This is a genomic window from Bradyrhizobium sp. LTSP857 (assembly GCF_000938285.1).
In the GTDB taxonomy this organism is placed as follows: Bacteria; Pseudomonadota; Alphaproteobacteria; order Rhizobiales; family Xanthobacteraceae; genus Bradyrhizobium.
The window spans coordinates 544,384-561,648 of the sequence record NZ_JYMS01000049.1 but is presented as its reverse complement, the minus strand read 5'-3'; the positions used below and the strand labels follow the sequence as shown (position 1 = coordinate 561,648).

16 protein-coding genes and 2 riboswitches are annotated in these 17,265 nt (G+C 64.8%); of the genes, 5 read left to right on the top strand and 11 right to left on the bottom strand.

Annotated elements, in window-relative coordinates; all coding sequences use genetic code 11:
• Nucleotides 1-16 precede the first annotated feature (16 nt).
• Both gpt and UP06_RS36070 read left to right on the top strand, forming a co-directional pair.
• Nucleotides 17-544: a xanthine phosphoribosyltransferase gene (gene gpt / locus UP06_RS36075; RefSeq protein WP_045008409.1), complete on the top strand. Its 528-nt coding sequence runs from the start codon at nt 17-19 to the stop codon at nt 542-544.
• Nucleotides 545-651: 107 nt separating this feature from the next.
• Nucleotides 652-1,269: a hypothetical protein gene (locus UP06_RS36070; protein WP_045008408.1), complete on the top strand. Its 618-nt coding sequence runs from the start codon at nt 652-654 to the stop codon at nt 1,267-1,269.
• On the opposite strand, the gene UP06_RS36065 is transcribed toward UP06_RS36070, so the two are convergent.
• Nucleotides 1,266-1,499 carry a hypothetical protein gene (locus UP06_RS36065; RefSeq protein WP_045008407.1) on the bottom strand — a complete coding sequence of 78 codons (234 nt, stop codon included), beginning with the start codon at nt 1,497-1,499 and terminating at the stop codon, nt 1,266-1,268. The two genes, UP06_RS36070 and UP06_RS36065, sit on opposite strands and share 4 nt — an antisense overlap.
• A complete protein-coding gene (locus UP06_RS36060) occupies nt 1,499-2,521 on the bottom strand; it encodes a methionine synthase (protein ID WP_045008406.1) in 1,023 nt (340 codons plus the stop codon). Before UP06_RS36060 ends, UP06_RS36065 begins: the two co-directional genes overlap by 1 nt.
• A 121-nt stretch (nt 2,522-2,642) precedes the next feature.
• Between UP06_RS36060 and UP06_RS36055 the strand changes: the two genes are divergently transcribed.
• The 3 genes from UP06_RS36055 (at nt 2,643) to UP06_RS36045 (ending at nt 5,059) form a co-directional block, all read left to right on the top strand.
• Nucleotides 2,643-3,344, top strand: coding sequence for a glutathione S-transferase N-terminal domain-containing protein (locus UP06_RS36055; RefSeq protein ID WP_045008405.1), 702 nt, complete (start codon nt 2,643-2,645; stop codon nt 3,342-3,344).
• Nucleotides 3,345-3,473: 129 nt separating this feature from the next.
• The gene (locus tag UP06_RS36050) at nt 3,474-4,082 is read left to right on the top strand and encodes a 2-hydroxychromene-2-carboxylate isomerase (protein WP_045008404.1); all 609 of its coding nucleotides are present in this window, start codon (nt 3,474-3,476) and stop codon (nt 4,080-4,082) included.
• Nucleotides 4,082-5,059 carry an NADPH:quinone oxidoreductase family protein gene (locus UP06_RS36045; protein WP_045008403.1) on the top strand — a complete coding sequence of 326 codons (978 nt, stop codon included), beginning with the start codon at nt 4,082-4,084 and terminating at the stop codon, nt 5,057-5,059. The genes UP06_RS36050 and UP06_RS36045 overlap by 1 nt, the downstream gene beginning before the upstream one ends.
• 105 nt (nt 5,060-5,164) lie before the next feature.
• Here UP06_RS36045 and UP06_RS36040 read toward each other — a convergent pair whose 3' ends face one another.
• The 9 genes from UP06_RS36040 to UP06_RS36000 form a co-directional block, all read right to left on the bottom strand.
• Nucleotides 5,165-6,055: a crotonase/enoyl-CoA hydratase family protein gene (locus UP06_RS36040; RefSeq protein WP_045008402.1), complete on the bottom strand. Its 891-nt coding sequence runs from the start codon at nt 6,053-6,055 to the stop codon at nt 5,165-5,167.
• 175 nt (nt 6,056-6,230) lie between these two features.
• Nucleotides 6,231-7,652: an amidase gene (locus UP06_RS36035; protein ID WP_045008401.1), complete on the bottom strand. Its 1,422-nt coding sequence runs from the start codon at nt 7,650-7,652 to the stop codon at nt 6,231-6,233.
• Nucleotides 7,645-8,817, bottom strand: a complete 1,173-nt coding sequence (locus tag UP06_RS36030) for a M20 aminoacylase family protein (protein ID WP_045008400.1) — start codon at nt 8,815-8,817, stop codon at nt 7,645-7,647. The genes UP06_RS36035 and UP06_RS36030 overlap by 8 nt, the downstream gene beginning before the upstream one ends.
• Before the next feature lie 13 nt (nt 8,818-8,830).
• Nucleotides 8,831-10,336: a M81 family metallopeptidase gene (locus tag UP06_RS36025; protein WP_045008399.1), complete on the bottom strand. Its 1,506-nt coding sequence runs from the start codon at nt 10,334-10,336 to the stop codon at nt 8,831-8,833.
• Nucleotides 10,337-10,650: 314 nt separating this feature from the next.
• Entirely contained in the window at nt 10,651-12,300 is a 1,650-nt protein-coding gene (locus UP06_RS36020; protein WP_045008398.1) for an ABC transporter ATP-binding protein, read from the bottom strand.
• Nucleotides 12,300-13,187, bottom strand: a complete 888-nt coding sequence (locus UP06_RS36015; RefSeq protein ID WP_045008397.1) for an ABC transporter permease — start codon at nt 13,185-13,187, stop codon at nt 12,300-12,302. Before UP06_RS36015 ends, UP06_RS36020 begins: the two co-directional genes overlap by 1 nt.
• An 18-nt stretch (nt 13,188-13,205) precedes the next feature.
• Nucleotides 13,206-14,147, bottom strand: a complete 942-nt coding sequence (locus tag UP06_RS36010) for an ABC transporter permease (protein WP_045008396.1) — start codon at nt 14,145-14,147, stop codon at nt 13,206-13,208.
• A gap of 182 nt (nt 14,148-14,329) precedes the next feature.
• Nucleotides 14,330-15,643: a D-amino acid dehydrogenase gene (locus UP06_RS36005; protein WP_045008395.1), complete on the bottom strand. Its 1,314-nt coding sequence runs from the start codon at nt 15,641-15,643 to the stop codon at nt 14,330-14,332.
• A gap of 68 nt (nt 15,644-15,711) precedes the next feature.
• Nucleotides 15,712-15,840, bottom strand: a riboswitch (glycine riboswitch).
• 3 nt (nt 15,841-15,843) lie between these two features.
• Nucleotides 15,844-15,948, bottom strand: a riboswitch (glycine riboswitch).
• A 94-nt stretch (nt 15,949-16,042) separates the two neighbouring features.
• Nucleotides 16,043-17,173, bottom strand: a complete 1,131-nt coding sequence (locus UP06_RS36000) for a M20/M25/M40 family metallo-hydrolase (RefSeq protein ID WP_045008394.1) — start codon at nt 17,171-17,173, stop codon at nt 16,043-16,045.
• Between the last annotated feature and the right edge of the window lie 92 nt (nt 17,174-17,265).

Below are 17,265 nucleotides of genomic sequence, written 5' to 3'. Positions count from 1 at the left end.
ATGGCGGGAGACGATAATGGCTGGTGAAACACCAGAACTGAGCGCGCAGGAGCGCGCGGGCAAGGCCTTCCCGGTCTCATGGGACCAGTTCCACCGGGATTGCCGGGCATTGACCTGGCGGCTCAATGAGGTCGGCCCGTTCCACGCGGTGATCGCGATCACCCGCGGCGGGCTGGTGCCAGCGGCGATCGTGGCGCGCGAGCTTGGGGTCCGCGTGATCGATACGGTCTGTATCGCCAGCTACGATCACACCAAGCAGGGCGATCTCCAGGTCCTCAAGGGCATCTCGGATCAGGCGATGAAGCTCGGGGGCGGTACCGGCAAGGGGCTCCTAATCGTCGACGACCTCGTCGACACCGGCAAGACCGGCAAGCTGGTGCGCGAGATGCTGCCCGATGCGCATTTCGCCACCGTCTACGCCAAGCCGAAGGGCCGTCCGCTGGTTGATACCTTCATCACCGAGGTCTCGCAGGACACCTGGATCTTCTTCCCCTGGGACACCGCGCTGTCCTACCACCCGCCACTCCGCGACGGCGCGGCGTGAGTATCGCCGTCATTGCGAGGAGCGAAGCGACGAAGCAATCCAGACTGCTTCCGCGGATGCATTTCTGGATTGCTTCGCCCCGCGGGCAATGACGGGTGGAGGCAGCCATGCCGCTGCAAAACCGCGTCACGCCAACCGGCGAGATCATCTCGACGCCACATCGCGGGATGTTCACCGGCAATCGCGGCATCATCCATGATCCCGCGACCAAGACGCTGTTGAAGAAGCGCTGGTCTTCTCCGGCCTGGCTCACCTGTCTCTGTGAATTCCGCGGCTGGCGGCGGTCGGTGATGGCGCGGCGGAGCTGGACCGAGTTGTTTTTCCTCGACGAAGCTACGGCCTTCGCCGCGGGCCACCGGCCCTGCTTCTTCTGTCGCCGCGACGATGCCAAGCGCTTTTGCTCCGCGTGGGAAGCGGGGAATGGTGGAAGCGACATCAGCGCGAAGGCGATGGACGCGGTGCTGCATCGCGAGCGCCTTGATCGCGGCAAGAAGCGGCTGTATGCGCTGCCGATGCCGCTCGCAGAATTGCCTGACGGCGCGATGGTGCAGCAGGGCAATGACTGCTTCCTGGTCGCACAGGGCAAGGCGCTGTTGTGGTCAGCCGCGGGCTACGCGCCGCATGCGCACGCCCTCGATCGCCCGATGCTGCTGACGCCGCCTTCCACGCTGCGCGCGATGATCGCCGGATATCAACCTGTGCTGCATCCGACGGCTTGCGGCTAGCGGAGCGGCTTACCGTCTTGATCCACCGTCGTCCGCGCATCGCGCAGCGCCCATTCGCGGATCACCTGACGGCAGCGGGTCAGCTCGGCCTCGCTCGCGGTATTCGTATCCTTCGACGCATGCTCGACCATCGCCTTGCAGTTCAGCAGCACGGAGCGGTCCTCCGCGCGCGCAGCCTGTACGACCACCAGAAGTGCAGCGATGATCAGTGCCAGACGGATCGCCGCCATTAGCCCAGCTTCTCACGCGCCAGCGCAGCGCCGGCGCCAAGCGCCATCAGCTTGGCTTCCGCGATCTCCCGCCGCATCGGCGCCATGCCGCAATTGGTGGTGGCGATGATGTTGCTCTTGGGCACGAATTTCGACACGGCATCGATCACCTGGACGACGTCCTCGGCGGTCTCGACCGTGTCGCTGGCGACATTGATCACGCCGGCCTGCACGATCTTGTTTTTCAGCAGCGCGAGCAGGTCGAGCGGGACCTTCGAGTTGCGGCATTCGATCGCGACCTGCTGGATCGGACTCGCATCGATCGCCGGAAAAATCTGCTCATACTGCCGCCATTGCGCGCCGAGCGTTTCCTTCCAGTCGGTGTTGGCCTTGATGCCGTAGCCGTAGCAGATGTGCACGGCGGTGGCGCAGGTGAGGCCCTGCGCGGCGCGCTCCAGCGCCTTGATGCCCCAGTCGTTGACCTCGTCCATGTAGACGTTGAAGGCGGGCTCGTCGAACTGCACGAGATCGACACCGTCGGCCTGCAACGCCTTGGCCTCCTCGTTCAGCAGCTCGGCGAAGGCAAAGGCCATCTTGACGCGGTCGCCATAGTAGCGATCCGCGATGGTGTCGATGATGGTCATCGGGCCGGGCAGGGTGAATTTCAGCTGCTTCTTCGTATGCGTCCGCGCCACGCGCGCCTCGTCGGCGTGGACGCGGCCTTTGAGCCGGAGCGGCGCGACCACCTGCGGCACCATCGCCTTGTAGCGATCCTTGCGGATGCCCATCTCGACCTTGTGGGCGAAGTCGATGCCTTCGATCTTCTCCAGAAAACCGTGCACGAAGTGCTGCCGGGCCTGCTCGCCCTCGGTGACGATATCGATGCCGGCATCCTCCTGGACCTTTACGGCAAGCATGGTCGCATCGCGCTTGGCGCGGAGAAGCTCGTCGCCTTGCGACTTCCAGGGCGCCCAGAGCATGTTGGGCTCGGCGAGCCATTCCGGCTTCGGCAAGGAGCCGGCGATCGTGGTTGGAAACAGCATGGCGGCCCTTCCGGCGGGTTATGTTGCGCCCCTTCCTGCCATGTCTTAACGTCGAGGTACAGAACAACGAAAGTCGTCATTTTAACCGGCGATAGCGACAGGGAAGGCCAAAGGAAAGGTCATGATCGACCTCTATTATGCGCCAACGCCGAACGGCTGGAAAATCTCGATCATGCTGGAGGAACTCGGGCTCCCTTACAGGGTGATCCCCGTCAACATCCGCGCCGGCGAACAATTTCACCCCGAGTTTCTCGCGATCTCGCCGAACAACCGCATTCCAGCGATTATCGATCACGCACCCGCCGATGGTGGCGAACCGTTCTCTGCGTTCGAGACCGGCGCGATCCTGATCTATCTGGCGGAGAAGACCGGCCGCTTCTTGGCCGCGGATCTGCGCGGCCGCTCCACCACCATCCAATGGGTGATGTGGCAGATGGCGGGGCTGGGGCCGATGCTCGGCCAGCACGGCCATTTCGCGCTCTACGCCGCGGAGAAGATTCCCTACGCGATTGCGCGTTACCACGACGAGGCGGCGCGACTTTATGGCGTGCTGGACCGGCAGTTGGCCGCGACCGGCGCCTATGTCGCGGGCGACTATTCCATCGCCGACATCGCCTGCTTCCCCTGGACCATGACCCACAAGGCGCAGGGTTTTACGCTCGACGACTATCCGAACGTGAAACGCTGGTACGCCGAGGTGCGCGCACGGCCGCAGGTGCAGGCGGGGCTTGCGATCGGCAAGTTCGTCAAGGAACCGTTCGACGAGGATTCACGCAAGATCATGTTCGGCCAGCGTGCGAAGGAATTGTTGGGAAAGAAGTAAGCTGCCGCCACGCCCGTCATTGCGAGCGCAGCGAAGCAATCCAGATTGCCTCCGCGGAAAGATTCTGGATTGCTTCGCTGCGCTCGCAATGACGGAGGAAAGAGAAGCTAAACGTAATAAGGAAACGCCATGATCGAATTCTTCTTCGACTGCTCCAGCCCCTGGACCTATCTCGCCTTCCACAACATCCAGCCGCTCGCCAAGGAGCTCGGCGTCGAGATTAGTTGGCGGCCGATTCTGGTCGGCGGCATCTTCAACACGGTCAACCCCAGCGTCTACGCCCAGCGTGAGACACCGGTGCCGCTGAAGGCGCGCTACATGAAGAAGGACCTTCAGGATTGGGCGCGCTCGGCGAACCTCGCGATCAAGATGCCACCGACGGTGTTCCCGGTGAACAGCGTCAAGGCGATGCGGGGCTGCATCTGGCTTGGCAAGGACATGGTGCCGTTCGCGACCGCATTGTTCGAGACCTATTGGGGCGAGGACAAGGACATCTCGCAGGACGCGGTGTTGTCCGAGATCTGCAAGACGGTTGGCATCGATGAGCCAAAGTTCTTCGCAGGCATTTCGGCGCAGGACATCAAGGACCAGCTCAAGGCCAACACCGAGCAGGTCATGGCGCGCGGCGGTTTCGGTTCGCCGACCATCTTCGTCGACAAGACCGACATGTACTTTGGCAACGACCGCCTGCCGCTGATCCGCGAGGCGTTGCTGCGCCGCAAGGCGAGTGCCGCCTGATGGTGCGGGCTGTCGTCTGCCGTGCTCTCGGCGCGCCCGAGACCTTGCGGCTGGAGGAGTTTCCCTCCCGGCCGCTCAAGCCGGGTGAGGTGCGCGTCGCGATCCGTGCCGCCGGGCTGAACTTTCCTGACGTGTTGATGGCGGCGGGTGAATATCAGCTCAAGCCGGAGCTGCCGTTCACGCCCGGCATGGAGGCCGCGGGCGATGTGACCGAGGTTGGCGCGGAGGTGAGGGGTGTTGCGGTCGGCGACAAGGTTATCGTGAAAATGCGCCACGGCGCATTTACCGATGAAGTCGTCGTGACGCCGTCGCAGCTCACGCCATTGCCCTCGACCTTCGACTATGCGGAGGCCGCAACCTATCTCGCCGGCCACGGCACCGCCTATCATGCGTTGATCGATCGCGGCAGGGTCGAGCCCGGCGAGGTGCTGCTGGTGCACGGCGCCGGCGGCGGCGTGGGCTTGGCCGCCGTCGAGATCGGCAAGATGCTGGGCGCGACCGTGATTGCGACGGCCTCCAGCGACGAGAAGCTCGCGATTGCCAAGGCGCGCGGCGCCGATCATCTCGTGCGCTACGACCGCGAGCCGTTTCGCGATGCCGTCAAGCGCATCACCGATGGCCGTGGTGCTGACGTGGTGTTCGATCCCGTCGGCGGCGAGGTGTTTGAGAACTCGATGCGCTGCATCGCCTGGGGCGCGCGGCTGCTGGTGATCGGCTTTACCGGCGGCATCGGTTCGGCGAAGACCAATCTGCTGCTGATCAAGGGCGCCAGCGTGCTCGGCGTGCGCGCCGGCGAAGCGGTACGGAAAAATCCCGCGCTTGGTGAGGTGCGGCTGAAGGCGCTGCTGAAATGGGCGGAGGAGGGGAAGCTGCGCCCCAACATCTCGCACCGCCTGCCGCTGGAGGACTATGCGAAGGCGATGCGGCTGCTGCTCGACCGCAAGGCGATCGGGCGTGTGGCGTTGGTGATGGAGTAGCCGGTCGTAGGGTGGGCAAAGGCGCTCTTGCGCCGTGCCCACCATCCATCAGCAACCGAACCAAGAATGGTGGGCACGCTGCGCTTTGCCCACCCTACAAGAGCGTCACTTATACTCCCGCTCGCTCCACCACGGAAAATAATCCGGCATATCGCTCGACACCTTGTTCTTGAACTGCGCCGGACGCTTCTCCAGGAACGACACCACGCCTTCTTTCACGTCCTCAGACCGGCCGCGGGCGTAGATGCCGCGGCTGTCGACCTTATGGGCTTCCATCGGGTCGTCCGCGCCCATCATGCGCCACATCATCTGGCGGATCAGCGCCACCGACACCGGCGCAGTCTTGGCGGCAAATTCCTTGGCGAGCGCGCGGGCGGTCGGCAAAAGATCATCCGGCGGCACGACCTTGCTGACGAGACGGCCCGCGAGCGCCTCCTGCGCCGGGAAGACACGGCCCGAATAGCACCATTCCAGCGCCTGCGAGATGCCGACGATGCGCGGCAGGAACCAGCTCGAGGCCGCCTCCGGCACGATACCGCGCTGGGAGAATACGAAGCCGAAGCGCGCGGCGTCTGAGGCGATGCGGATGTCCATCGCGAGCTGCATGGTGACGCCGATGCCGACGGCCGGGCCGTTGACTGCGGCGATCACCGGCTTCAGGCATTTGAAGATGCGCAAGGTCACCTGGCCACCGCCGTCGCGCACCTGCGGATCGCTGTAGTCGACCTTGCCGTCGGCGAACCGCTTCACCGGGCCACGCCGCGCGTCGCGATCGAACGTATCCGCGCCGGAGGAGAGATCCGCGCCCGCACAAAAGCCGCGGCCGGCGCCGGTGACGATGATGGCGCGGACGTTGTCGTCCTTGTCGGCGGCGTCGAACGCGGCGATCAGCTCTCCTTGCATCTGCGCGTTGAAGGCGTTGAGCTTGTCGGGCCGGTTCAGCGTGATGGTGAGGATCTGCTCGGCGACCTCGTATTTGATCGTCTCATACGCCATGGTGGTTTCCTTCCCTGTCTTGAATTCTGTCTCGAAGAGACGTCATGCATGGTCGCCGGCGTCCGTCTTGCGCGGACTGGGCATGTGGCGGCGAGTTAGAACGTGGATGGCCGGGCATAGGCTAGCGGAAGCGACGCCGTCCTTCGGACGGCTACGCCCCGGCCATGACGGAATGCTACTTGGCCGGCGGCTTGGGCCAGGGCTTCTGCGCACCCCGCAGGCCCTCGAAGGCCTTGGCCATGCCGAGCACGCCGATATCGTCGAAGCGGCGGCCGACGATCTGCACGCCGATCGGGAAACCCTTGGCATCGAAGCCGCCATTGATGGAGACCGCGGGGTTCTCTGACATATTCCACGGTACGGTATAGCCGATGTGCTCGAACGGCTTCATCGGATCGTTCAGCGGCGAGGCGAACTCCGCCGGATAATTCACGTTCGGCGCGGTGGGCGAGATCACATAGTCGAGCTCGCAGAACAGCTTTGCCGCCGCTGCCCGGATCGCCATGGTCTGGTTGAAGCCCCTGATGACGTCGACGCCCGACAGCTTTGCGCCGGACGCGCCCCATTTGAAGATATAGGGCAGCACCTTGGCCTGCTCGGCGGGTGTCAATTTCGACAGATCATCCCACATCCGCGCGCGCCAGAAATTGTCGAGGCCATCGAGCATCTCGCGGGTCAAAATGCCGTCGACCTCGGTGACGACGGCGCCGGCGGATTCGAACGCTTTCGCGGCCTTCACCGCGACCTCGCGCACCGGCTTCTCCGGCGGTGGGCCGACGCCGCAATCGAGCATCAGCCCGATGCGCAATTTCCGCGGCGATTTGTCCAGGATCTTCCAGTTGATGGTGTCGGTCGGCAGGCTCGTGCCGTCGCGCCGGTCGGGCTTTGCGATCACGCTCATCATCAGCGCGCAATCGTCGACCGTGCGGGTCATGGGGCCGGCAACGCGTCCGACATAGGCGGGATCGATCGGCACGCGGCCGAAGCTCGGCTTCAATCCGACGAGGCCGCACCAGCCCGCGGGCAGCCGCACCGAGCCGCCGATGTCGGTGCCGAGATGCAGCGGACCGTAGCCGGCCGCCGCCGCAGCGCCGGCACCCGCGCTGGAGCCGCCGGGATTCTTGGAGAGGTCCCAGGGATTGCGCGCGAGCGCGTGGAAGCTGGAGAGTCCTGAGGACAGCATGCCGTAATCGGGCATGGTGGTTTTTGCGAAGATGATCGCGCCGGCCTCACGCAGACGCGCGGCGGGCGGCGCATCCTTCTCGGCCGGCACCAGCTTGACGCTGGCAGCGCCCAACGGCACCGGCACGCCCTTGGTCGCGATGTTGTCCTTCACCGTCACCGGCACGCCGTCGAGCGGGCCGGACGGTTCGCCCCCGGACCAGCGCGCGGTCGAGGCCGCTGCCACCTCGCGCGCGCCGTCGGGATCGAACGCATAGAGTGCCTTGAGATGCGGCTCCCACGCGGCGACGTGCTCGAGCACGTCCTCCAGCACCTCGCTCGGCGAGAACTGTTTGGCGCGATAGCCCGCGATCAGGTCGACCGCGGAAAGATCGTGCAGCGAGGTGACCGCCTCTTCGACGCCCTTTTTATGCATGGGCACCCACCGGCATGCGCGTCTCGATGATGCGGGCGAACATGCTGGCGCCGATCGGCAGGATCTTGTCGTCGAGCACATAGCCGGGATTGTGCACGGGCACCGAGCCGTCATGGCCGACCCAGAAATAGGCGCCGGGAATGGTTTCCAGCATGTCGGCGAAATCTTCGCTGCCCATCTTCGGCGTGGTGCGGGTGATCACGTTGGCGGGGTTGACGATTGTGCGCGCGACCTCTTCGACCACCTTGGACTGCTCGACCTGGTTGACCAGCACGTTGAAGGTGTCGCGGATGTCGACGTCGATCACGCATTGATAGGCGCTCGCGATGCCGGCGCAGATCGTGCGGATGCGTTCGCTGATCAGGGTGCGGACTTCTTTCGAGAAGGTGCGGATGGTGCCGCAAAGATGCGCTTCGCCGGGAATGACGTTGTAGGCGGAGCCGGCATGGATCTGGGTGATGGACACCACGGCGGCCTGGAGCGGCTCAACGTTGCGGCTGACGATGGTCTGGATCGCCTGTGCGAGCGTGGTCGCGATGATCACCGCGTCCTTGGAGCGCTCGGGCATCGCGCCATGCGCGCCATAGCCGGTGATGCGGAGGTCGAAGAAGTCGGCGCTGGCCATTGCCGGTCCCGGCAGGATTGCGATCTCGCCGAGATTGAGGTCGGGCGCGTTGTGCAGGCCGTAGAGCTCGTCGCAGGGGAACTTCTCGAACAGGCCGTCCTTGATCATGGCGCGGGCGCCGCCGAGGCCTTCCTCGGCCGGCTGGAAGATCAGGTGCACGGTGCCGTCGAAGTTCTTCGTCTCGGCGAGGTAGCGCGCAGTGCCAAGCAGCATGGTGGTGTGGCCGTCATGGCCGCAGCCGTGGAAGCGGCCGGGAATTTTCGAACTCCATTTCAGATTGGTGTTCTCTTCCATCGGCAGCGCGTCCATGTCGGCGCGAAGGCCGATGCGCTTGCCGCTAGAGCCCTTGCCCTTGATGACACCGATCACACCTGTGCCGCCGAGGCCGCGATGCACCTCGATGCCCCAGCCCTTCAGCTTGTCGGCGACGATGCCGGAGGTGCGGACCTCCTCGAAGCCGATCTCGGGATGGGCGTGAAGGTCGCGGCGGATGGCGGTGAGTTCGTCAGCATAGCCGTCGATGCGGTCAATGGTGGGCATGTGTCCTGTCCAGTTAGCGTGATGGGGGCGTGAAAACGGGGCCGTTCGGCTTGATGCGGATGCCCGGACGCAGCCGCGTCCAGGGCAGTGTGGCGGTGTCCGCCGGCATCGCGCCGGGCGCGGCGCAGATCATCAGCTTCTCTGCGATCGGCTCGAAATCGGCGCGGAAGTGCACCGAGCTCTTGTTGACCAGAATCTTCTGCTCGGTCGGTTCGATGCCGACATAGCGGTACATCGCCTGGTCGGCCAGTTGCGCCTTGTGTGAGGAGACGACGACGCGGACGTCGCCGATGCGCAAGGCCGCGGAGGGGCCCATCTCCATCTCGCGGCCGCCATAATAGGGGCCGGGCGCGATGAAGCGGCCGTCGGAAAGTTTCTCGACGATAAAGGTCTCGGTATAGGGCTCGTCGCCGGGAATGCCGGACTTGCCGCCGAGCGACAGCGTCACGGTGGCGCCGACGCCGGCCGCATGCGCGGCTTTCGCGGATGCCGGATCGTAGATCGCGCCGGTCGCAGCGCTCGCCTTGTTGCGCACCAGCGCGCGCAGCATGCCTGTGGTGTCGGAATCGCCGCCGGCGCCGGGATTGTCCTGGGTGTCGGCGATGATGATGGGCTTGTTCGCGCCTTTCGAAAGTTCCATCGCGTGGCGCACGCCGTCGTCGGGTGACCAGATCTTGCCGTCGAAATCGTTCTCATGGCTTTCGATCAGTTTGACGATCGCATCCGCGGCGCGATCAGCGTCGGCTTGAGTCTTGCCATAGACGAACACGCTCGGGCCGCAATCGCGAAAGTCGGCTGCGGGGAAGCCCGGCGCGAAAGAGAGAGTCGGAACCGCGTCGTTCTCCAGCGCGGCGAGCTTTTCGTAGATGCCCTTGGTCGGCTGGTCGTTGGTGCACTGCCAGCTGATTGGGATCAGGAACGGCAATTGCCGGAACGCTTTTGCGAAACGCTGCTTGGTCTTCAGCAGCAGCGCAAGATGGCGCGCGGAGGCGCGGCCGGTCTCGGCCATGTCGACATGGGGATAGGTGCGGTACGCAATCAGCGCGTCCGCATGTTCCATCATTTCGGGCGTGACATTGGCGTGCAGGTCGAGACTCGTGACCAGCGGAACATCCTTGCCGATGACGCGGCGCACGCGCGCCAGAATCTCGCCTTCGCCGTCGTCGAGATGCTCGGTCACCATGGCGCCGTGCAGGTCGAGATAGACCGCATCGATCGGGCCGGCGGCTCTGATGCCGTCGACCATGACCTTGACGATGCGCTCGAAGGCATCCTTGGTGACATGCGCCGACGGGCTTGCGCCGCAGGCGATCGTCGGAATGAGTTCCCAACCATTGGCTTCGGCGCTGTCGACGAAACCGGCGAGCCCGACATTGATGCGGCGCATCACCTTCAACACGTCGGCGCCTTCAGTCATCGCCGGCCAGCCACCGCCATGCCGGAAGTCGGCAAACGTCGCCTTCGTCGGAGCGAAGGTGTTGGTCTCGTGCAGGAAGCCGCCGACGGCGATACGTGTCATCAATTCAGTCCAGCGATCGAAAGTGCGCGACGTTAGCCTTCGACGTTAGCCTTGGCCTTGCGGAGAGAGCAAGCTTGCGAACCCATCGCGCCGCGCATGGCGTCAGGCCGTTTTGGGAATGCTGCCGATGCGGTGGATGCGAGTGAGACACTCCGCCAACCCCACTCTCGATGTCGTCCCGGCGAAGGCCGGGACCCATAACCCCAGGGAGAAGTTTGGCGAAGACTAGAAGTTTGGGACGAGCACCGTACGCAATTGGATAGATTCCGCGGTATAGGTCCCGGCCTTCGCCGGGACGACACCGGAGAGTGTTGCTACAGAGTGGCCGCCACGCCCTCCGACACCGGCCGGAAGTTCGCAAAATCCCAGCCGCGGCCGGGCGCTGCCTCGAGCAAGGCCCTTGTATAGGCCTCCTTCGGATGCGTCAGCACCTCTGCGGCGGGGCCCTGTTCGACGACGCGGCCGTGCTGCATCACCACGACTTCGTCGCAGATCTGGGCGGCGACGCGCAGATCGTGGGTGATGAACAGGATAGCGATGCCGAGCCGCTTCTGGATCTCGTCGAGCAGTTCCAGCACTTGCGCCTGCACGGAGACGTCGAGCGCGGAGACCGCCTCGTCCGCGACCAGCACGTCCGGATCGAGCGCGAGCGCACGGGCAATGGCGATGCGCTGGCGCTGGCCGCCGGAGAACTGGTGCGGATAGCGTGACACGGCGTCGGCCGGGAGGCCGACGAGTTCGAGCAATTCGCGCGCCCGCTTCATCGCATCGGTGTGCGAGGTGCCGTAATTGATCGGGCCTTCCGCGATGCTCTCGCCGACAGTGACGCGCGGGTTGAGCGAGCGGTAGGGATCCTGGAACACGATCTGGATCTTTTGCCGGTGCGGCTGGAGCAGGCGACGCGAGATGTCGGAGATCTCGCGGCCGGCCAGGCGCACGCCGCCGGAGGTCGGATCGATCAGGCGGACGATGCAGCGCGCCACCGTCGACTTCCCCGAACCGCTTTCCCCGACGATGCCGAGCGTGCGGCCCTTGCGCAGCGTCAGCGTCACCTTGTCGGCGGCAACGACCTCGCGTCCTTTGCCGAAGAAGGCGCGCTCCTTATAGACCTTGCTGAGCTCGTTGGCTTCCAGCACCACCGGCTCCCTGGACTCCTCGCGCGGAGCGCGCGGCACCAGGCTCGGCACCGCAGAGAGCAAATTGCGGGTGTACTCCATGGTCGGATTGCGCAGGATGGCATCGAGCGTGCCGGTCTCGACGAGGCGGCCCTGCCGCATCACCGCGACACGGTCGGCGATCTCGGCCACCACGCCCATGTCGTGGGTGATGAACAGCACGGCGGTGCCGTGATCGCGCTGGAGATCGCGGATCAGTGTCAGGATCTGCTTCTGCGTGGTGACGTCGAGCGCGGTGGTCGGCTCGTCGGCGATCAGCAGCTTCGGTTCGAGCACCAGCGCCATCGCGATCATGATGCGCTGGCGCTGGCCGCCGGACAGGCGGTGCGGGTAGGAGGCGAAGATGCGCTCGACCTGGGGCAGGCGCACCTGCTCCATCATGTCGAGGATGCGCTGCTTCCGCGCTTTCGCGTCGAGACTGGTATGGGCACGCAGGACCTCGTCGATCTGGCGGCCGACCGGCACCACCGGATTGAGCGCAGTCATCGGCTCCTGGAAGATCATCGCCATCTGCGTCGCGCGCAGCTGGCGCAGGCGGCGGTCGGTTGCGGTGAGAATCTCTTCACCGACCAGCTTGACGCTGCCGCCGGTCGGAACCAGCGTGCCTTTCGGCAGCAGGCCCATCGTGGTCAGCGAGGTCACCGACTTGCCCGAGCCGCTTTCGCCGACAAGGCACAGCGTCTCGCCTGTGTGCACCTGAATCGAGATGCCGTCGATGATGCTCGCGCCCTTCGGCTTCTTGCCGATGGAGACGACGAGGTTGTTGATGTCGAGGACTGGGTTGGTCATCACTTGCCTTCCCGCTGCTTCATGCGCGGATCGAGTGCGTCGCGCGCGGCGTCACCGATCAAATTGATGCTGAGGATGGCGATCGAGAGCAGCAGGCCCGGCCAGAAGATCAGCGTCGGCTTGAGCTGAAAATACTGGCGGCCCTCGGCCATGATGTTGCCCCAGGTCGGCGTCTCCGGCGAGATGCCGGCGCCGAGGAACGACAGGATGGCCTCGGTGAGGATCGCAGACGCACAGACATAGGTGCCCTGGACGATCAGCGGCGCGATCGTGTTCGGCATCAAATGCCGCCACATGATCTTCGGCAGCGACGAGCCCACCGAGATCGCGGCCTCGACATAAGGCTCCTCACGTGCCGACAGCACGACCGAGCGCACCAGGCGCGCCACACGCGGGATTTCGGGGATGGTGATCGCGATCATCACGGTCCAGATGCTGGCGCCGGAGAGCGACACCACGGCGATCGCGAGCAGGATGCTCGGCATTGCCATCAGGCCGTCCATGACGCGCATCAAGACGGAATCGACCAGCTTGAAGAAGCCGGAGACGAGGCCGATCGCGAGCCCAATGACGATCGACAGGATCGCACAGCCGATGCCGATCAGAAGCGAGATGCGGCCGCCGTAGATGACGCGCGAGAGGAGGTCACGGCCGTAGGCGTCGGTGCCGAGCAGGAACTGCGTCGAGGAGGGCTTGAGCCGCAGCGACGGTGCGAGCTGGATCGGGTCATACGGCGCGATCAGCGGCGCCAGGATCGAGATCAGCACGATCAGCGCGAGCAAGACGGTTGCCGTGGCGATGATCGGCGTCGAGGTGAGGAATCCGAAGCGCGGCCGCAGCGGCGACGTGATCGGAATGGACGACTGGGGAAGGGTATCGACTGACATGTTGTCCTTGTCCTTGCCTCAGTACCGGATCCGGGGATCGAGCAGGGTGTAGGCGACGTCGATGAGAAGATTGACGACGACGTAGATCAGCGACGTCAGCAAAATCATTGCCTGGATCACCGGGTAGTCGCGCGCCAGCACCGCGTCCACCGTGAGGCGGCCGATGCCGGGGATGTTGAACACGCTCTCGGTGACGACGACGCCCGAAATCAGCAGCGCAAAGCCGGTGCCGATCACGGTGATCACAGGCACGGCAGCGTTGCGCAGCGCGTGTCGCATCATCACCGCGACCTCGTTGATGCCTTTGGCGCGCGCGGTGCGCACGTAATCCTCGCCGAGCACGTCGAGCATCGCCGCCCGTGTCATGCGGGCGATCAGCGCGACATAGATGAAGGAGAGGGCGCAGGTCGGCAGAATGATGCGCTCGAAGAACGGCCCGAAGCCGGTCGAGATGCTGCGGAAGCCCTGCACCGGCACCCAGCGCAGGTCGATCGCAAAGACCTCGATCAGAACGTAGCCGATCACGAACACCGGCACCGAGAAGCCGAGCACCGAGAGCCCCATCACGAAGCGGTCGATCCAGGTGCCGTGCTTCCAGGCCGCGATCACGCCCAAGGGAACGGCGACGATGACGGCGAGGATGATGGTCGACAGCGCGATCGAGATCGACGGCTCGACGCGCTGGCCGATCATCTTCATGACCGGCAAATTGGAGATCAGCGAGGTTCCGAGATCGCCGTGCAGCAGCTTGCCGACCCAGGTGACGAACTGCACGATCAAGGGCTCGTTGAGGCCGAGCGAAGTGCGGATGCGCTCGAGCCGCTCGGGCGTGGCGTTGTCGCCGGCGAGAATCGCGGCGGGGTCGCCCGGCGTCAACCGCAGCAGCAGGAAGACGAACAGCGCCACCACGCCCATCACGGGCACCGCGGCCAGAACGCGGCGAATGAGATAACCTAGCATGCACCTATCTCCGGCTGCGGAACTTGTGGGGGCTTGAGGCGCCCGTTGCTTCTATCGTGTCTATCATGCGCGCCTGTCATTCGGGCTGGAAATGCCGGCGGGAGTTGCCGGCTTTTCGGGGCAAATTGTGTGCCAAGGGCAGGGCGGTCGCAAGGGGCCGCCCCGCATGGGTTTGCGACCACTCAGGATGCACGACGCAGCTTGCGCTCAACCGCAAGTTCACCTTGACGCGAGGGAGCGATCGGCGGTGCATTGAGCCCGCGCCAGCCGTCGATGGTCCCGGCAATCATCTGCGCGGTCGCGGCCGACAGGGTCCAGCCGAGATGGCCGTGGCCGGTGTTGAAGAACACGCCCGGCATCCGCCCTGCGCGCACCACCGGCATCATGTTCGGCATCATCGGGCGCAACCCGGCCCACGGAATAACCCGCGACGTTTCGACGGCGGGGAAGTTGCTGCGCACCCAATCGACCAACGGCTGCACGCGGTCGGCGCGGATGTCGCGGTTGAAGTCGTTGAACTCGGCCGTGCCGGCGACACGAAAACGATCTTCGCCGAGCCGGCTGGTGACGATCTTCGCGGCCTCGTCGAGCAGGCTGACGGTCGGCGTCGCGTCGCGGCTCTCGGTGGTGTCGAGCTGCACGGTGATCGAGTAGCCCTTCACCGGATAGACGTTGACGCGCTCCTCGAGGAGGGCGGCGAAGTGACGGCTGGCAACGCCGGCGCAAACCACGACGCCATCGACCTTCAGCATGCCGCGCGCGGATGCGACAGCATCACTTGCGGCAAGGTCAGCCCAGCCGACGACGAAGCCACTGCCAGCGCGGGCGATCGAATCGATGTTGGCGTCGTGGATGAAGGTTGCGCCGCGGCGCTTGCAGGCGTCTGCCAGTCCGCGGGTGAACTTGTGGATATCGCCGGTCGCATCCGACGGCGTGTAGAAGCCGCCGTAATACTGCTTGCGCAGCGTCGGCTCGATCGTGCGGATCTCCTCCGGCGTTACCGGGCGCCGATCGAGGCCGCCCTCCTGCAACAGCGCATTGACACGCAGGCCGGATTCAAAACCCTTCTTGTCGTGATAGATGTGGAGGATGCCGCGGCGTTCGAGATCGAAGTCAATGCCTTCGCGCGTCGCAATCTCGAACAGATGCTTGCGGGCTTCGATCGCGAGTCGCGTGGTCTCGATGGTGTTGGCGCGGTAGTTGCCGATGTTGGCGACGAACTCGCCCATCCAGGAATATTTGTGCCAGTTCGGCCGCGGGTTCATCAACAGCGGCGCGTCGCGCCGGAACATCCAGCGCAGGCCTTTCAGGATCGTCGCGGTGCTGTTCCAGACTTCGGCATTGCTGGCGGAGAGCTGTCCGCCATTGGCGAACGAGGTCTCCATCGCGGCGTAGCGGTGCTTGTCGAGCACCGTCACCTCAAAGCCGCGTTCAAGCAGGGCATAGGCAGTCGTTACGCCGGTGATACCGGCGCCGATAATGGCAATATGGGTCATGGCAGGTTCGGGGCTCCCGTGAGTTAGAGTCGGCTAACCGCCGGCCACAAGGCCGTTGGCGGCGCCCCATCTGTCACGGTTACCTGAGAGCTTGATCCGGCGCGGACCTGACAAGGGCGGACCCTCACGAGGTCTATGCGGACTATCCCCTTCGGTGGACGTCACGACCACGCTGGCCGCGCCGTCTCTCTCCAGATCGTCCTGACGATACAGTCCTTTTGCCTGAGAGTTTCCGGGGCGGTTGCTCCGTCGGCGCCACAACGAAAGCTAGAGGCCTTCGTTGTGATCTCTCCCGCATCGTCGCGTGGACCAGCGACAAGTACGATACGCCTCATTTTTGGACAAGGCTAAATTTCGACCGCGACTGCCAACGCATTGTGCAGTGCGAAATTGATTCAATTATTCCAGGGTCGCCAGCAGCCCGGCCATCAGGCGGCCGCGCTCGACCAGGCTGTCGACCTCGATGAATTCCTCCAGCATGTGGCCGTTGCCGCCGCGCACGCCGAGGCCGTCGAGCGTTGGGATGCCCATCGCGCCGGTAAAGTTGCCGTCGGAGCCGCCGCCGGAGCTCGCATGCGGCAGCTTCGCGCCAAGCGATTCGGCGATGCCGCGCGCCTTTTCATAGAGCGCCATGGTGCCGGCATCCGGCTCCCACACCGGGCGGGTGACGCCGCGCGTGACCTTAAAGGAGACGTCATTGGCTGAGCCCGACAGCGCCAGCATTCGCTCGACGCCGCGATCGAGATCGGCCTGACGCTTGGCCATGGAAAGCGCTTCGCCGGTGGCGGTCGTGGCAACGCAATTGACCCATTGGCCGCCATGCACGACGCCGACCGAGAAGGTGCAGTCGTCCGTGGTCATCGCGTCGATCGCGAGAATCTGCCGCGCCATCTCCCGGATGGCGGAGCGACCCGCCGACAGCGTCGCGCCGGCGTGGCTCGGACGTCCGGTCGCCTCGAGATTGAAGCGCGCGATCGCATAACGTCCGGTGGTGACGCCGTTGTCGGCGCGGCCGGGCTCGGGCACCAGCACGTATTTGTTGCGCGCGGCCTCCGCCTCGATGATGTCGCGTGTCGAGGGCGTGCCGACTTCCTCGTCCGGCGTGAACAGCACGGTAATCGGCAGCGGCGTTGTGAAGGAGGCGCGCGCCAACTGCCGGATCGCTTCCAGCGAGAGATAGTTGCCGCCCTTCATGTCGTAGATGCCGGGGCCGTAGCATTTGCCGCCCTCGCGGCGCCATGTCAGCTTCTCGATGGTGCCGACCGGGTGGACGGTATCCATATGCCCGGCGATCAGGATGCCCGGCTCGCCCTGCTTCGGATGGGGAAAGCGCGCGCGGATGACGCCGCCAAAGCCTTGCCGGCCTCCAATGCGCTCGATCGTCGCACCCATGATGGCCATGTCCCGCGCTGCGATATCGAGCATGCGGTTGACCGCGCCTGCGTCCCAGGTCGGGCTTTCGCATTCCACCCAGTTGCGCAGACCCTGGAGCATGGCCTCGGAATCAAAGGGAAGATTGGCTGGATTCATCGGGAAGTCTCTCAAGCTTCGAAGGTGGAACGCGCATTGCATCGGCAAGCAGCGCGAACAGCGTTGTAGAGCCAAACCGGTCGCTGTGGAGC

Bases quoted from the DNA above. Each gene is read 5' to 3' on its own strand.
- gpt (WP_045008409.1), top strand. From the start codon at position 17: ATGGCTGGTGAAACACCAGAACTGAGCGCGCAGGAGCGCGCGGGCAAG.
- UP06_RS36070 (WP_045008408.1), top strand. From the start codon at position 652: ATGCCGCTGCAAAACCGCGTCACGCCAACCGGCGAGATCATCTCGACG.
- UP06_RS36065 (WP_045008407.1), bottom strand. From the start codon at position 1,499: ATGGCGGCGATCCGTCTGGCACTGATCATCGCTGCACTTCTGGTGGTC.
- UP06_RS36060 (WP_045008406.1), bottom strand. From the start codon at position 2,521: ATGCTGTTTCCAACCACGATCGCCGGCTCCTTGCCGAAGCCGGAATGG.
- UP06_RS36055 (WP_045008405.1), top strand. From the start codon at position 2,643: ATGATCGACCTCTATTATGCGCCAACGCCGAACGGCTGGAAAATCTCG.
- UP06_RS36050 (WP_045008404.1), top strand. From the start codon at position 3,474: ATGATCGAATTCTTCTTCGACTGCTCCAGCCCCTGGACCTATCTCGCC.
- UP06_RS36045 (WP_045008403.1), top strand. From the start codon at position 4,082: ATGGTGCGGGCTGTCGTCTGCCGTGCTCTCGGCGCGCCCGAGACCTTG.
- UP06_RS36040 (WP_045008402.1), bottom strand. From the start codon at position 6,055: ATGGCGTATGAGACGATCAAATACGAGGTCGCCGAGCAGATCCTCACC.
- UP06_RS36035 (WP_045008401.1), bottom strand. From the start codon at position 7,652: ATGCATAAAAAGGGCGTCGAAGAGGCGGTCACCTCGCTGCACGATCTT.
- UP06_RS36030 (WP_045008400.1), bottom strand. From the start codon at position 8,817: ATGCCCACCATTGACCGCATCGACGGCTATGCTGACGAACTCACCGCC.
- UP06_RS36025 (WP_045008399.1), bottom strand. From the start codon at position 10,336: ATGACACGTATCGCCGTCGGCGGCTTCCTGCACGAGACCAACACCTTC.
- UP06_RS36020 (WP_045008398.1), bottom strand. From the start codon at position 12,300: ATGACCAACCCAGTCCTCGACATCAACAACCTCGTCGTCTCCATCGGC.
- UP06_RS36015 (WP_045008397.1), bottom strand. From the start codon at position 13,187: ATGTCAGTCGATACCCTTCCCCAGTCGTCCATTCCGATCACGTCGCCG.
- UP06_RS36010 (WP_045008396.1), bottom strand. From the start codon at position 14,147: ATGCTAGGTTATCTCATTCGCCGCGTTCTGGCCGCGGTGCCCGTGATG.
- UP06_RS36005 (WP_045008395.1), bottom strand. From the start codon at position 15,643: ATGACCCATATTGCCATTATCGGCGCCGGTATCACCGGCGTAACGACT.
- UP06_RS36000 (WP_045008394.1), bottom strand. From the start codon at position 17,173: ATGAATCCAGCCAATCTTCCCTTTGATTCCGAGGCCATGCTCCAGGGT.